The sequence below is a fragment of the Nocardia aegles genome (assembly GCF_052545135.1).
Genome location: NZ_JBQWRI010000005.1, coordinates 162,070 through 176,858, shown reverse-complemented (window position 1 = coordinate 176,858; position 14,789 = coordinate 162,070). Strand labels below are relative to the sequence as shown.

Sequence of the window (14,789 nt, the reverse complement as noted above, 5' to 3'; positions counted from 1 at the left end):
ATGAAATCCACAGCGAAAGGCGAAGACCATGAGCACCACCACCACGCCGACCACAAGCAACCAGGCTCTCTCCGGTGAGCGCGCGGATCTGCTGACGATGCTCGACAAGCACCGCTTCTTCCTGCGCTACACCGTCCGCGGTCTCACCGACGAGCAGGCCGCGCAGCGCTCCACAGTCAGCGAACTGTGCCTGGGCGGCTTGATCAAGCACGTCACCAAGGTCGAGCGCGGCTGGGCCGACTTCATCGTGGAGGGCACCTCGGCGATGAAGAACTTCGAGGACATGACCGAGGAGGACTTCGCCAAGCGCGCCGACGAGTTCCGGATGCTGCCCGGCGAAACCCTGGACAGTGTGCTCGCCGCCTACGACGAGGTCGCCGCACGCACCAACGACATCGTCGCCACCATCGATCTCGACACCGCCTGGCCGCTGCCGAAGGCTCCGTGGTTCGAGGAGACCAGCTGGTCGACACGGCGGGTACTGCTGCACATCATCGCCGAGACCGCGCAACATGCGGGCCACGCCGACATCCTCCGCGAAGCCATCGACGGCCAGAAAACCATGGGCTGACGACGAAGCGGGGCTCTGGTCCGATATCCCCGGATCCCCGCCCGGCCAGGACGCCGCACAGAGGCGTTTTGCGCGGCCGGCCGGTACGGATGCGGTGCCCGACACGGCGTAGTCGTGGCGAGGGAGCCGGGGTATCGAGCAGCGGCGATCGGGATCGTGCGCGTTCCCGACACGCTGACCCGGATGCACGCCGCCACCAAACCCCAGGTCGTCGGCCTGATCCTGGCGCTGGCGGGAGCCGCGATCCAGCTGGGCGGCCGGAGCAACGTCTGGGCGCTGGTCCTGGTCGGGCTGTTCACCCTGCTCACCGCCCCAGTGATCGCCCACCTCATCGGCCGCACCGCCTACCGCGAGCAACGCCACCGCGACGGCCTGCTGCGCGTCAACGAAATGCGCGACGACGTCGATTAGTCGGGCTCAGTGCGCGACGGGCTCCACCTCGCGCACGACCTGCGGCGGCTGCCGCTCGGTCGCGAACCACGTCGCGTGGAACGCCGCGGCCAGTCCGGCGAGCAGTCCGAGCACGACCGTGCCGGCGAGCACCGGATACTCGGCCATCGGCACGGCGAGGTACCGGTAGGACAGCAGCAGTGTGGCCAGCACGATCGCGCCGGAACCGACCAGCCGGATGCGGAACCATTCCCAGCCGCGCTCCGGTTCGCGCAGCGCCGATTCGACGGTGAGGCACAGCACCGCGCCCGCCACCAGGTCGGCCCCGTAGTGGTAGCCGAACCCGAGGGTGGCGGCGAGGGTGGCCAGCAGCCAGAACGCGCCACCCCAGCGCAGCCAGCCCGGAGCGGGTTCGCCGTCGCTGTCGCGGCGGGTGTGCAGGAACACCGACAGCGCCCACGCGGTGTGCATCGAGGGCATGCAGTTGCGCGGAATCGCCGCGTCGAACGGCAGCGGGAGCGGATTCCGATCGATCGGCGGCACCACACCCGGCCAGTAGTTGCCCAATTGCAGCCCGTTGCCGTCCGGCCCGTAGGCGAACATCGGCCCGACCACCGGGAAGAGCACGTACACCAGGGGACCGATCAGGCCCAGTACCAGGAAGGTGCGCACCAGATAGTGCGACGGCCACCGGCCCGAGGTCGCCACTCGGCGCAGCTGCCACACCGCCACGACGATCGCCGCCACGGGCAGCTCGATGTAGACCCAGTGCAGCACCGCGGAGACCATCGGGCCGAGCGCGTCCACCGCCCGCCCGAGCACCCATGACGGGTCGCCCAGCGCATGGTCGGCCAGGATCACGTATTCGTCCAGCACCGTCGGTCGGCCGATCACGGTGATGTGCAGCCAGACATCGCCGACCTTGGTCGCCAGGACCAACAGCGCGCCGAGCGCGACCGCGTGCAGCGCGTTCCGCCGTTCGGCTCCCGACCAGCGCAGCCAGGCCACCAGCGCCAGGCCGGTGAGCACGAGCACGGGCCCGTTTCCGATCGCGAACGGCTCGCCCGTCAGCAGGCGGACCGACGCCCACACCACGTCGACGGTTATCGCGGCACTCACCGCGATCACACGGCGCCGAGCCGAGATGCCCACCAGCGCAAGGACCAGTCCGGCCCAGGGCACCGACATGGATTTGGGGGTACCGATGTAGTCCCGCCCCAAGCTTTCCAGCGGACCTTCGAATCCTTGCCACATGGCGACGCCCTGCAACACGATCAGCAGGACCGGCACCGCGGCCACCGCCGCGACGACCCGGATCCGAGTCTGCGGTGCGCGGCGGCGCGAGACCGCTTTTCCTACTCTGGATCCCGGGTTTTCGACAAGCATCCGACCATAGTAAACGGGGGGTGAACGCCAGCCCCCTGGCCAGCTGAACAGCAACCGACCTATACGCGGCCGATCGCTACTGTTTCAGCTCCTCGACCAGCGCGTCCACCACCGCGACCAGGTCGCCCTGCGACGCCGCGGCAACCCGGCGCTGCCGCTGATAAGAGGCTCCCCGCTTGGGGATCTCGGCGACGAGCGCGAGCTCGTCCGCGCAGCCCAGCCGCGCCGCGGTCGGCTCCAGCCGGTTCAGCAGATCGTCCAGATCGTCGGTGACCAACCGCTCGTTGCTGTCGGCGTCGGTGATGATGATCGCGTCCAGCCCGTAACGTGCGGCGCGCCACTTGTTTTCCTGCACGTGCCATGGCGGCAGGGTGGGCGGGTGCTCGCCGTTCTCGACGCGGCGGTCGAGGTCGACGATCAAGCAATGGATGAGCGCGGCCATCGCGGCGAGCTCGGCGCGCGTGGAGATGCCGTCGCAGACCCGTACTTCGATGGTGCCCCACTTCGGCGCCGGTCGGATGTCCCAGTGCATGCCGCCGAGCTGGGTGAAGACGCCGGTTTTGCGCTCGTCGTACACGAAACGCTCGAATTGGGTCCAGTTCTCGAACTGGAAGGGCAGGCCCGCGGTCGGCAGCTGCTGGAACATGAGCGTTCGATTGCTGGCGTAGCCGGTATCCGATCCCGCCCACATCGGTGAGGCCGCCGAGAGCGCCAGCAGATGCGGATACGACAGCAGCAACGAGTTGAGGATGGGAAACACCTTGTCGCGGTGGGACACTCCGACGTGGACGTGCACGCCCCAGATCATCATCTGGCGACCCCACCACTGGGTGCGCTCGATCAGCTCGTCGTAGTGCTCCGACCGGGTCAGCTGCTGGGCCGACCACTGCGCGAACGGATGGGTGCCCGCGCAGAACAAGTCGACGCCGAGCGGGTCGGCCGCGCGACGCACCGTGTTCATGGTGCCGGTGAGATCCTCCAGCGCCGCGCCCACGGTCTCGTGCACACCGGTGACGAGTTCGACTGTGTTTCGCAGCAATTCCTTGGTGACCTGCGGTGTGCCGTCGTGGGCGCGGAGATCACCGACTGAATCGAACACCGCCGCGGCGGTATTCGACAGGTCGCGGGTCGCCTTGTCCACCAAGGCGATCTCCCATTCGACCCCGATGGTGGGCCGGGGCGAACCATCGAAGGGAACGTGTTCGATTCCTGCCCCGGCCATATGCCACCGCGCTATTGGATCACGCCACAAGCGACACGGCCGCCCGCGTCGCCCGTCGCTAGGGTCGTCTCGTCGGGGCCCGCGACGCCATCGGCACGGGAGTAACGGTTGGGAATGTTGCCGAAGTTGTCGGCGTCGGCGTGGATGATCAGAGCCTTGCCCTTCACGTCGTCCAGCGTCACCGCATCGGTGGTGGTGACCAGCTTGGCGACGCCGTCGCCGCGCACCTCCAGCGAGGTCAGGTCACCGCTGGCCGGATGCGCGTTGGCGCTGCCGACCTGCAGGTGACCACCGGCGGACAGGAAATCGCCCGCCGGGCCGCCGGTCGGGGCGACGGAGTTCGGCTCGCACTTGCCGATCTGGTGCACGTGCAGGCCGTGGAAGCCGGGACGCAGCCCGTGCGCCTCGACGGTGAGTTGCAGGTGGTTGCCATCCTTGGCGAAGTTCGCGGTGCCGACCGAGGCGCCCGAGGGGTCCTTCAGCTGCACGTTCACGCCCTGCTCGGCGTTCGGCGAGCCGCCGTGCTCGGTGCTCGACTGCCCGGCCGGAGCGGGCGACCCGCTCCACACCGGCGGGGTCGTTCCCTGGACGTCACTCGACTGCTGACTGTTCGAGCAGGCGGCGAGGCCGAAGACCGCGACCGCGAGCACCGGGGTCACAGTCCGCCAGGACGGGCGTCGAGTTGTGGACGGGGCCATCGGGGAACTCCTTTACGAGTACCGAGTTTACGAGTAAGGGTGGGTGGACACGTTCGTTACCGGACAAGATGATGCCACGCCGTCCCGCCGTGCCCCGGACAGGGCGGCGCGCCCTCACCTGTTCTCGCTGGTCCGGGCCTGCGACCAGCGGCCACACAGGTCAGTTACCCGTGACTATCACCGTTACACCCGGCGCGGTATCCCCGATCGCACTCGACTTCGGTGCTACCGACGCGCCGAGCTGGTTCGCGATGGCCTGCGCGGCTTCCTTGTCACCGGATGAATCGCCGTAGTACACCGTGGTTTTGGCGATGTTCGCGCCCGGGTAGTTGCCCGTTTCCGCGATCGTCCACCCACCGGCCTCGAGCTGGCTCGCCGTTTTCGCGGCGAGTCCGGCCACCATGCTGTTGTTGAGCACGCGCACCGGGACCGAACGCGCCGCCGTGGTGGTGGTCGCCGCGGCGGTGGTGGTCGGCGCCGCGGTGGCCGAGGACACGCCCGAGGTCGGCGCCTTGGGCGCGATCGTGCTCGCCGGGACCTGGGGCGCGGCGCTCGCGCTGGAGGTCGGCGGCGTGCTGGTTCCCGAGGCGTCGGTGCCGGCATCGGAACGCGACAGCGACATTGCGCCGAGACCGGCGAAGACGATGGCCAACGCGATCAGCACCATCGCCAGGGCACGCAACGGTGGCCCACCGGAGGTGGGATTCGGGTAGCTCACGTTCGCGAGCCTAGTCGCACGAGACGGGTCCGGGTCCGCATCGCCGGGTCAGACCTGGAAACCCAGCCGCCGCGCCGCGCGCGCCTTCTGCCTGCTCGCTCGCAGCCTGCGCAGCCGCTTGACCAGCATCGGGTCGGCCGCCAGCGCCTCCGGCCGATCGACCACCGCGTTCAGCACCTGGTAGTACCTGGTCGGCGACATGGCGAACAGCTCACGGATCGCCTCTTCCTTGGCCCCGGCATACTTCCACCACTGCCGCTCGAAGGCCAGGATGTCGAGTTCGCGGCGGCCGAGTCCGGCGCCGTCGGCCCGGGCGTGCTCCGCCGTGCCGTCTTCGCTCGCGGAAGGGCCGTTGTGGGTCGCGGAAAGATTCCGTGCCGCTGCGCCGTCCATCTCGCTCCCTCGCCGAGTGACCACCAGACGAAAATGGTGCTTGTACGTCGCGGAACATTCAACCACGCGCGCGCGGAATCGCCCGGCGCGCGCCGCGGCGTGTTCCCTACCAGCGGGTAGTTCCGGTCCCCGCTGCGGCACCCGAGGAGTTGTGACGTGGCGCCCACGGCAATAATCGGGCCATGGCAATCCTCCCGATCGTGATCGTCGGCGACCCGGTTCTGCACAACCCGACCGAGCGGGTCGACCGATCGCCGGAGGAATTGGCTCCGCTCATCACGGACATGTACGAGACGCTCGACGCGGCGCACGGCGTCGGGCTCGCGGCCAACCAGGTCGGCGTTCCGCTGCGGCTGTTCGTCTACGACTGCCCCGACCTCGGCGCGGACGGAACCGCGACCCGCCGCCGCGGCGTCGTGGTCAATCCGGTGCTGGAGACCTCGGAGATCCCGGACACCATGCCCGATCCGGACGACGACGAGGAGGGCTGCCTGTCGGTGCCCGGCGAGCAGTTCCCCACCGGACGCGCCGAATGGGCGAAGGTGACCGGCACCGACGAGCACGGCGAGCCGGTGGAGCTGGAGGGCAAGGGCTTCTTCGCCCGCATGCTCCAGCACGAGGTCGGGCATCTCGACGGGTTCCTCTACGTGGACGTGCTGATCGGCCGCAACGCACGGGCCGCCAAGAAGGCGATCAAACGCAACGGCTGGGGCACACCGGGTCTGAGCTGGCTGCCCGGCACCGACCCCGACCCGTTCGGGCATGACGACTGACCCCGCCGCCGGCCTGCCCGATATTCCGCTCGGCCGCCGCGTGGTGCTGCGCTATCGACTGCCCGCGGGTTATCCCCAACCGCTGACCGACGTGATCGGCGAACTCGTCTCCCTCGACCCGCCGACCGTGCGCGGCGCGGGCGGGGAGATCGTCTCGGTGACGCCGGAGCGCGTGGTCGCGCTGAAAGCCATCGGTCCGAGGCCGATCCGCGTCCGGGAGATCCGCGCGCTGGAGGCCGCGGCCGCCTACGCCTGGCCGGGCGTCGAGCACGCGTGGATCGACGGCTGGCTGGCGCGCGCGGGCCACGGATACACTGGCCGCGCGAATTCCGCTGTGCCGCTGGGTAATTCCGATGGGCCGGCCATCGTGTCCGCGGAGACGCTGCACCGGATCGGCGCGTGGTACACCGCGCACGGCCTGCCCGTGCAGCTCGCGCTGCCCGATCGGCTGGCCCCGGTGCCGCCCGGCTGGCACAGCTGGCGCGAGACCCTCATGCTGGCTATCGATATCGACAATTTCATACTGCCCCAAGGTCCTTCGATGGTGCGGATCGCACCCGCCCCGGACACCGCCTGGCTGGAGATGCACCGCTACAGCGGCGAAGAGCCGGGCGCGCTGTCGTTTCCCGCACCCGATCCCGAGGTGCTCACCGCGGTCCTCGGCGGCGAACTCGGCTTCGCCTCGCTCGGCCTGCCGCGTCCCATCGCGATCGGCCGCGGCGCGCTCACCACCGCCCCGGACGGACGACGCTGGATCGGCCTGTCCTGCGTGGCCGTCGCCGCCGCGCACCGCAGGCACGGACTCGGCTCGCTGGTCTGCGCCGAACTGATCCGCTGGGGCCGCGACCGCGGCGCGACGCACGCCTGTCTCCAGGTGGAAGCCACCAACGAGCCGGCCCGCGCGATGTACCGCGAACTGGGCTTCATCGAACACCACACCTATCGCTACGCCGCGCCGCGACCGCTCACCGCGCCCGGCGGCCTGCGGTAGAACAGATCTGTCCCCCGCGAAGGAAGGCCGCAGTGCGTCTCGCCACCTGGAACGTCAACTCCATCCGCTCCCGGCTCGACCGGGTCGCGGACTGGCTCGATCGCCAAGACATCGACGTGCTGGCCATCCAGGAGACCAAGTGCCGCGACGACCAGTTCCCGTTCGAGCGCTTCGACGAGTTGGGCTACGAAGTCGCCCACCTGGGGATCAACCAGTGGAACGGGGTGGCGATCGTCTCCCGTGTCGGCCTCCGCGACGTCGAGTTCGCCTTTCCCGGCCAGCCCGGCTTCGACAAGGACGCGGGCGAGTCGCTGATCAGCGCGCCGGTCGTCGAGTCGAGGGCGATCGGCGCCACCTGCGGCGGCGTTCGGGTGTGGAGCCTGTATGTGCCCAACGGCCGCACGCTGGGCGATCCGCACTACGCCTACAAGCTGGAATGGCTCGCCGCGTTGCGCGACAACGGCGTGCGCTGGCTGGCCGAGGACCCGCAGGCCAAGATCGCGCTGGTGGGTGACTGGAACATCGCGCCGACCGACGACGATGTGTGGTCGGTGGAGTACTTCGCCGAGAAGACGCACACCTCGCAGCCGGAGCGCGATGCCTTCCAGGCCGTGGTGGACGCGGGGTTCACGGACGTCATGCGTCCGTTCGCGCCCGGCCCGGGCGTCTACACCTACTGGGATTACACCCAGCTGCGCTTCCCGCGGAAAGAGGGAATGCGCATCGACTTCATCCTCGCCTCCCCCGCGCTCACCGCCACCGCGACCGACGCGATGGTCGATCGCGAGGCGCGAAAAGGCAAGGGTGCCAGCGACCACGCCCCGGTGATCGCCGAGTTCGCCGACGAACCCCGGCCCTCCTGACCCGCCCGGCGCGGCCCCTCCCCGCCGCGGCAGCGGTGACCGGCCCCCGCGAAACGCCTGACGGACGATCGGGCCGCACTACGATGGTGATCAAGTATCCGACCACCGGCTGGCGGAGGAACGGTCATGGCGTTCTATCGGCAAGTGGGTGCGGTACCGCCGAAGCGGCACACCCAGCATCGTGACGAGCAAGGCCGGCTCTACTACGAGGAGCTGATGGGCGAGGAGGGCTTCTCCGGCGACTCCTCCCTGCTCTATCACCGCGGCCTGCCGCCGGCCCTGGTCGATTCGACGGTGTGGGAGCTGCCCGATCAGCGGACCACGCCCAACCATCCGCTGCGTCACCGCCATCTGCGCCTGCACACGCTGTTCCCCGGCGACACCCCGGCGGAGACCGATCCGGTGACCGGCCGCCGCCTGCTGCTCGGCAACGCGGACGTGCGCATCTCCTACGTCGTCGCGAAGGGCGGATCGCCGCTGTACCGCAACGCGATCGGCGACGAACTGGTGTATGTGGAGTCCGGCGCGGCGGTGGTGGAGACCGTGTTCGGCGCACTGTCCGCGCGGCAGGGCGATCAGGTGCTCATTCCGCGTGCCACGACGCACCGTTGGCGGCCCACCGGCCCGGAACCGTTGCGGGCTTATGTGATCGAGGCGACCGGTCACATCACGCCGCCGAAGCGCTATCTGTCGAAGTTCGGCCAGTTGCTCGAGCATGCCCCGTATTGCGAGCGCGACCTGCACGGACCCACCGAGACGATCACCTCGACCGGCACCGAGGTGGAAGTGCTGGTCAAGCACCGCCCCGGCGGTCAGGTCGTCGGGACCCGGATGGTTTACGCCGCCCACCCGTTCGACGTGGTCGGCTGGGACGGCTGCCTGTATCCGTGGACCTTCAATATCAGCGACTTCGAACCGATCACCGGTCGCGTCCATCAACCGCCGCCCGTCCATCAGGCGTTCGAGGGCGGCAACTTCGTGGTCTGCAATTTCGTTCCGCGCAAGGTGGACTACCACCCGCTGTCGATTCCCGTGCCGTACTACCACTCCAACGTCGATTCCGACGAGGTCATGTTCTATTGCGGCGGCAACTACGAAGCGCGTAAGGGCTCCGGGATCACCCAGGGCTCGGTGTCGGTGCACCCCGGCGGCTATGCCCACGGACCACAGCCCGGCGCCTACGAGAACAGCATCGGCATCGAGTACTTCGACGAGCTGGCCGTCATGGTGGACACCTTTCGCCCGCTCGAACTCGGCGAAGGCGCGCTGGCCTGCGACGACCCGGCCTACGCGTGGACCTGGTCGGGGCGGGGCCCCGCGTGAGGACCAGGGTCGAGGTAGCGCCGGAGTCCTTGTTCGGGCCAGACAACCTGCCCTATGGGGTATTCGCGCCGACCGGACAAGACCCTCGCGTGGGGGTGCGGCTCGGCGAGCATGTCATCGATGTGGCGGTGTTGCTCGATGATTCGGTGTTCGCCCAGCCGAGTCTGAACGCCTTCCTGGCGCAGGGACCCGCACGCTGGCGCGCGGTGCGCGAGCGGATTCGTGCGGCGGTCGACGGCGAACTCGACGGCACCGCGGTGCACCGCCTGTCCGAGGTGCAGCTGCGGCTTCCCGTGCACATCGGCGATTATGTGGACTTCTACGCGAGCATCGACCACGCGACGAACCTCGGTCGCCTGTTCCGGCCGGACGGTGAGCCGCTGCTGCCGAACTGGCGCCATCTGCCGGTCGGCTATCACGGGCGGGCGGGCACCGTGGTGGTGTCGGGCACCGCTGTCGCCCGACCGTGCGGGCAGCGCAGAACCGACTCCGGCGCACCGGATTTCGGTCCGTCGCGACGGCTGGACATCGAGGCCGAGCTCGGCTTCGTGATCGGCGTCGGCTCGCCGCTCGGCGTACCGGTCGGGATCGACGAGTTCGCCGACCGCGTCTTCGGCGTCGCGCTGGTCAACGACTGGTCCGCCCGCGATATCCAGGCCTGGGAGTACCAGCCGCTGGGCCCGTTCCTCGGCAAGTCGTTCGCGACGTCGATGTCACCGTGGATCACCCCGCTGGCCGCCTTGGAGTCCGCGCGCATACCGCTGCCCGCGCAGTCGCCCACGCCGCTGCCCTACCTGCTCGGCGCGCAGCACTGGGGCCTGGACATCGAGCTCACCGTGACCTGGAACGGTCAACCGGTCACCTACCCGCCCTACTCCCGGATGTACTGGTCACCGGCGCAGATGCTGGCTCATCTCACCGCGAACGGCGCGTCGACGCGCACGGGAGATCTCTACGCCTCCGGCACCATCTCCGGCCCCGAACCGGACCAGCGCGGTTCGTTCATCGAGCTGTCCTGGGGCGGCAGCCGCCCGGTCTCGGTCGGCGATAGGCAACGCACCTTCCTTGAGGACGGCGACGAAGTGACCATCACGGCATCGGCTCCGGGCCCGGCTACCGTCAGGATCGGATTGGGCGAGGTCACCGGCCGTATCATTCCGGCGCACCCGCGCTGAACACGTTCCCGGTTGCGTCGCACCGGAGGATGCGATTCGGCTTGCTCGTCCAATTCCTTGTCGTACTCGACACCGACCGCCGGCCGCGCGGCGGAGGTGCTGCGAGTCATGGCGTCGGCGACACCCAGGAATGCGGGCTGCTTGAGAACGGCGTTCCCCGGGTACGCCGCCGCTACCGAGCGCCTCGATCTCCGCTGCCCGGCCGGACCGCGCGGAGTTCACGGCCGCACCCATCGTCCGGACAAGGAGCGAGGTCATGACCGATCGCCCGGCCGCTCGTCACCGCCGCCCCGATGGAGTCGACGACGTCACCGTGGCCGCCACCGGCAAACTCTCGGAAGCGCTGGAGATCGTCGAACGCGCCCGCGGCCACCTGTACGCCTTCCACCAGCTGACCGGCGGGGCCGATCTGGCGCTCGACATAGCGGTGGAGCTGTTCCGCGCGGCGGGTCACGCGCACATCGCCGACCGGATCTCAGCGGAATTGATCGGCCACAACGTGTTGGCCGGACGCTGGACATTCCAGATCGTCGAGGAATACGACGACGGCTACTACGACCTGTTCCGCGACATCGAGCGTGCCGCCCGCGACGAACTGCTCGACGGCCGCCGCCACGTCTACGAGGCCGAGATGAAAGAAGCTCGCCGCACCCACGGCGCGCCGGGACATTCGGCCACGCCGGGGACAACGGAAGACGCCTGATCGCGGCCGGCCTTTCCGGCGGGTCGCGGCCCGGTGATCATCTGACGCTGCCCGCGCTGGGCGAGGTCGACACCTTCCAGCGCTGACGCCGCTGCCTGCGAGTTCACTCGATCCCACCGAATCGCCGCACAGGCGTCCGGGCGGTCCGGGTATGGTCGGGCGGGAAAATTCCACAAACCAACGGGGGCTCGCACCAGCGGGCTGAGAGGACGGCTAGCCGCGAGGCGTCAGGGCCGTCGACCGTATGAACCTGACCGGGTAATGCCGGCGTAGGGAGGAAAGATGGCACGCGCCGCTGCGTCCGACGGCCGATCCGCACCCGTCGACAGCGTCACCACCGGCCCGATCGAGGGCAGTGTCAAGCACTATCTCGAGGTCGATGACCTGCGTATTCCGGTGCGCCGGATCAATCTGACCAATGGCGAGCACTTCGACGTCTACGACACCTCGGGCCCGTATACCGACGAGTCGGCGACGATCGATCTCGACGGCGGTCTACCGAAACTGCGCGACACCTGGGCCAAACCCGAGGGGAAGGGCCCGCGCACCCAGCTAGCGTGGGCCCGCGAGGGCATCGTCACGCCGGAGATGCGCTTCATCGCCGCGCGGGAAGGCGTCGCACCGGAGCTGGTGCGCGAGGAGGTCGCCGCGGGCCGCGCGGTGATCCCGGCCAACCACAGGCATCCGGAGCTCGAGCCGACCATCATCGGCAAGAAGTTCCTGGTGAAGATCAACGCGAACATCGGTAACTCGGCGGTGTCGTCCTCGATCGCCGAGGAGGTGGAGAAGATGGTGTGGGCCACCCGCTGGGGCGCGGACACCATCATGGACCTGTCCACCGGCAAGAACATCCACGAGACCCGCGAGTGGATTCTGCGTAACTCCCCCGTGCCGGTCGGCACCGTGCCGATCTACCAGGCGCTGGAGAAGGTGAACGGCGACCCGACCGCGCTGACCTGGGAAATCTATCGCGACACCGTGATCGAGCAGTGCGAGCAGGGCGTGGACTACATGACCGTGCACGCGGGCGTGCTGCTGCGCTACATTCCGCTGACCGCCAAGCGGGTGACCGGCATCGTCTCGCGCGGCGGGTCGATCATGGCGGCCTGGTGTCTGGCGCATCACCGGGAATCGTTCCTGTACACGCACTTCGAGGAACTCTGCGAGATCCTCGCCCGCTACGACGTCACCTTCTCCCTCGGTGACGGCCTGCGGCCCGGTTCCATCGCCGACGCCAACGACGAGGCCCAGTTCGCCGAACTGCGCACCTTGGGCGAACTGACCACGATCGCGAAATCCCACGGCGTGCAGGTGATGATCGAGGGCCCGGGGCACGTGCCGATGCACAAGATCGTGGAGAACGTGCGGCTCGAGGAGGAGCTGTGCGAGGAGGCGCCGTTCTACACCCTCGGCCCGCTCGCCACCGACATCGCCCCCGCCTACGACCACATCACCTCCGCCATCGGCGCCGCCATCATCGCGCAGGCCGGCACCGCGATGCTCTGCTACGTCACGCCGAAAGAACACCTCGGCCTGCCCAACCGCGACGACGTGAAGGTCGGCGTGATCAGCTACAAGATCGCCGCCCACGCCGCCGACCTCGCCAAAGGCCACCCACACGCCCAGCAACGCGACGACGCGCTGTCGCGGGCCCGCTTCGAATTCCGCTGGCGCGACCAGTTCGCGCTGTCCCTCGACCCGGATACCGCCCGCGAATACCACGACGAGACACTGCCCGCCGAACCCGCCAAAACCGCCCACTTCTGCTCCATGTGCGGGCCCAAGTTCTGCTCCATGCGGATCTCGGCAGACGTGCGGGAGTACGCCGAACGTCAGGGTTTGAACGAGGCCGAGGCGCTGGAGGCGGGCATGGCGGAGAAATCCGCCGAGTTCGCCAGCCGGGGCAACGCGGTCTATCTGCCCGTCGTCTCGTAATCACCGCCCGCTGCCCGCCGCGTCCTAAAGATGCGGCGGGCAGCGATTATCCAGCACCGTGTTCGGGAGCCTTCTATGTGTGCCTGCGCCACAACGGCCGGAGACTATTGGCATAACATGCCCGGTGACACCACAGCGATCTGCCGAAACCCTAGGTCATGAACGTTCTCGAGTCAGAAGCGTTGTCCGAATCTCGTTTGCGAGAGCGAGATTTCCGGCGGCGATGAATTTTTGACATCGGTTCATCGCCTCCTTGATGGCGGACAAGGAGCTCAAATCGTAGTCCAGCGGTATCGAAGCGCCGTGCAGATCGATCACGGCGCCTCCGGCGGCGTGGAGTATGTAATGACCAGGCGAAAGATCCCAGACAGCAAAACCTCGGCGGATCGATATGGCGGGCCTGTCATTGAATCTACTCTGCCAGCAGTACTCGGATACCGATCTCGTGAAGCTGCTCGAATCGGGCACCACTCTGCGGTGCCTCTTCCTAGACCCGAGCGGCACGCACATCCGGGCACGGGAGGCCGAGGAGGGTCACGCACCCGGCGTGCTGTCGAGCCTTACCGAACTCAATATGAAGTGCTTGATTCGAGCGCAGAAGAATTACGCTACACAGCACGAAAACATTATCCAGATCCGCACCTACGATGAGACGGTGCGTTTCAATATCACCCTGATCGATTCGGCGGTGTGCGTCATTCAGCCATACCTGCCTCGAGCCCGGGGAGTCGAATCGCCGACGCTCGTCGCTCGAAAGTCGGAGCGAGTGGGGGTTTTCGACACGTTCTCCGAAGTCTTCGAGACGATGTGGTCCAGCGCCAGGGAGGTGTCGCCGTTATGACAGCGAGTCGGGACAAGTTGCTCGAAATCGCCCGTTCCGCTGTAGAGCAGGGGGCCGAACTTCTTCACACCGCCGATCGAGGAACGATCCGCACCAAGGGCGATCGCGACTACGTGACCGGCTTGGATCATCGAATCCAAGACGACATCAGACGGTATCTGGCCGCCGCGACACCCGAGTGCGGGTTTCTCGGTGAAGAACTCGATGGCGGGGCGCTCGATCACGACGCGCGGTACATGTGGGTTCTGGATCCGATCGACGGAACGTCCAACTTCATTCACGGGCTGCCGCTCTGCGCCGTATCGCTGGCTCTGGTGCACAACGGCGAACCGGTGATCGGAGTCATCGGCGCGCCGTTCCTCGGCCTGGAGTACTACGCCGCCGCCGAGGGCGGCGCGTGGAGCAATGACAAGCCGATCCGAGCCAGCGACACGAAAACCCTCAGCCGAGCAGTTGTTTCCATCGGCGACTACGCGGTCGGGCAGGAGGCGGAGCCGAAGAACGAGCGTCGCATCGCTCTCACCGCCGCGCTGGCGGCAACCGTGGAGCGGGTCCGAATGTTCGGATCCGCCGCCCTCGATCTGGTGTGGGTTGCCGAGGGGCGGACCGACGCCTGCGTCATGCTGTCCAACAAGCCTTGGGATACGGCGGCCGGTGTGCTCATCGCCCGCGAGGCGGGTGCTGTCGTCCTCGACTCGAGTTCCCGCCGCCATAGCCTCGATTCCTCCGACACAATTGCCGTCTCACCCGCCATTGCCGACGAACTCATGAGCTTGGTCAACGAATCGATCGGCTGACCCTGTGCCG

At 68.1% G+C, this 14,789-nt stretch carries 16 protein-coding genes; 11 read left to right on the top strand and 5 right to left on the bottom strand.

Features of this window, described 5'->3' with window-relative positions; genetic code table 11:
* Positions 1–28 precede the first annotated feature (28 nt).
* Together ACT89H_RS16510 and mnhG are read left to right on the top strand one after the other, a co-directional pair.
* Positions 29–571 carry a DinB family protein gene (locus ACT89H_RS16510; RefSeq protein ID WP_445109503.1) on the top strand — a complete coding sequence of 181 codons (543 nt, stop codon included), beginning with the start codon at positions 29–31 and terminating at the stop codon, positions 569–571.
* 114 nt (positions 572–685) lie between these two features.
* Positions 686–982 (top strand): monovalent cation/H(+) antiporter subunit G, encoded by a 297-nt coding sequence (gene mnhG / locus ACT89H_RS16505; protein ID WP_445109502.1) that lies wholly within the window; start codon positions 686–688, stop codon positions 980–982.
* A gap of 6 nt (positions 983–988) precedes the next feature.
* Here the strand turns inward: mnhG and ACT89H_RS16500 are convergent, their stop codons facing one another.
* The 5 genes from ACT89H_RS16500 to napA form a co-directional block, all read right to left on the bottom strand.
* Complete coding sequence (locus ACT89H_RS16500) at positions 989–2,347, bottom strand: phosphatase PAP2 family protein (protein WP_445109501.1); 1,359 nt, start codon at positions 2,345–2,347, stop codon at positions 989–991.
* A 76-nt stretch (positions 2,348–2,423) separates the two neighbouring features.
* Positions 2,424–3,569, bottom strand: coding sequence for a glutamate--cysteine ligase (locus ACT89H_RS16495; RefSeq protein ID WP_445109500.1), 1,146 nt, complete (start codon positions 3,567–3,569; stop codon positions 2,424–2,426).
* An 11-nt stretch (positions 3,570–3,580) separates the two neighbouring features.
* Entirely contained in the window at positions 3,581–4,267 is a 687-nt protein-coding gene (gene sodC, locus ACT89H_RS16490; protein WP_445109499.1) for a superoxide dismutase[Cu-Zn], read from the bottom strand.
* A gap of 160 nt (positions 4,268–4,427) precedes the next feature.
* Positions 4,428–4,985: a LytR C-terminal domain-containing protein gene (locus tag ACT89H_RS16485; protein ID WP_445109498.1), complete on the bottom strand. Its 558-nt coding sequence runs from the start codon at positions 4,983–4,985 to the stop codon at positions 4,428–4,430.
* A gap of 48 nt (positions 4,986–5,033) precedes the next feature.
* Positions 5,034–5,378: a nucleoid-associated protein NapA gene (gene napA, locus ACT89H_RS16480; protein WP_445109497.1), complete on the bottom strand. Its 345-nt coding sequence runs from the start codon at positions 5,376–5,378 to the stop codon at positions 5,034–5,036.
* Between the two features lie 182 nt (positions 5,379–5,560).
* Here napA and ACT89H_RS16475 point away from each other — a divergent pair, with 182 nt between their 5' ends.
* From ACT89H_RS16475 to ACT89H_RS16435, 9 genes are all read left to right on the top strand, one after another.
* Entirely contained in the window at positions 5,561–6,151 is a 591-nt protein-coding gene (locus tag ACT89H_RS16475) for a peptide deformylase (RefSeq protein WP_445109496.1), read from the top strand.
* On the top strand, positions 6,141–7,142 hold the full coding sequence (locus tag ACT89H_RS16470; RefSeq protein ID WP_445109495.1) for an N-acetylglutamate synthase, CG3035 family: 1,002 nt from the start codon (positions 6,141–6,143) through the stop codon (positions 7,140–7,142). The genes ACT89H_RS16475 and ACT89H_RS16470 overlap by 11 nt, the downstream gene beginning before the upstream one ends.
* Before the next feature lie 32 nt (positions 7,143–7,174).
* The gene (locus ACT89H_RS16465; protein WP_445109494.1) at positions 7,175–8,005 is read left to right on the top strand and encodes an exodeoxyribonuclease III; all 831 of its coding nucleotides are present in this window, start codon (positions 7,175–7,177) and stop codon (positions 8,003–8,005) included.
* A 126-nt stretch (positions 8,006–8,131) separates the two neighbouring features.
* A complete protein-coding gene (locus ACT89H_RS16460) occupies positions 8,132–9,328 on the top strand; it encodes a homogentisate 1,2-dioxygenase (RefSeq protein WP_445109493.1) in 1,197 nt (398 codons plus the stop codon).
* Complete coding sequence (gene fahA / locus ACT89H_RS16455; protein WP_445109492.1) at positions 9,325–10,503, top strand: fumarylacetoacetase; 1,179 nt, start codon at positions 9,325–9,327, stop codon at positions 10,501–10,503. The genes ACT89H_RS16460 and fahA overlap by 4 nt, the downstream gene beginning before the upstream one ends.
* A gap of 256 nt (positions 10,504–10,759) precedes the next feature.
* Positions 10,760–11,206 carry a hypothetical protein gene (locus ACT89H_RS16450; RefSeq protein ID WP_445109491.1) on the top strand — a complete coding sequence of 149 codons (447 nt, stop codon included), beginning with the start codon at positions 10,760–10,762 and terminating at the stop codon, positions 11,204–11,206.
* 282 nt (positions 11,207–11,488) lie between these two features.
* A complete protein-coding gene (gene thiC, locus ACT89H_RS16445) occupies positions 11,489–13,141 on the top strand; it encodes a phosphomethylpyrimidine synthase ThiC (protein WP_445109490.1) in 1,653 nt (550 codons plus the stop codon).
* 385 nt (positions 13,142–13,526) lie between these two features.
* The gene (locus ACT89H_RS16440) at positions 13,527–13,982 is read left to right on the top strand and encodes a DUF5919 domain-containing protein (RefSeq protein WP_498049536.1); all 456 of its coding nucleotides are present in this window, start codon (positions 13,527–13,529) and stop codon (positions 13,980–13,982) included.
* Positions 13,979–14,779 carry an inositol monophosphatase family protein gene (locus tag ACT89H_RS16435; protein WP_445109488.1) on the top strand — a complete coding sequence of 267 codons (801 nt, stop codon included), beginning with the start codon at positions 13,979–13,981 and terminating at the stop codon, positions 14,777–14,779. The genes ACT89H_RS16440 and ACT89H_RS16435 overlap by 4 nt, the downstream gene beginning before the upstream one ends.
* Positions 14,780–14,789: the final 10 nt, after the last annotated feature.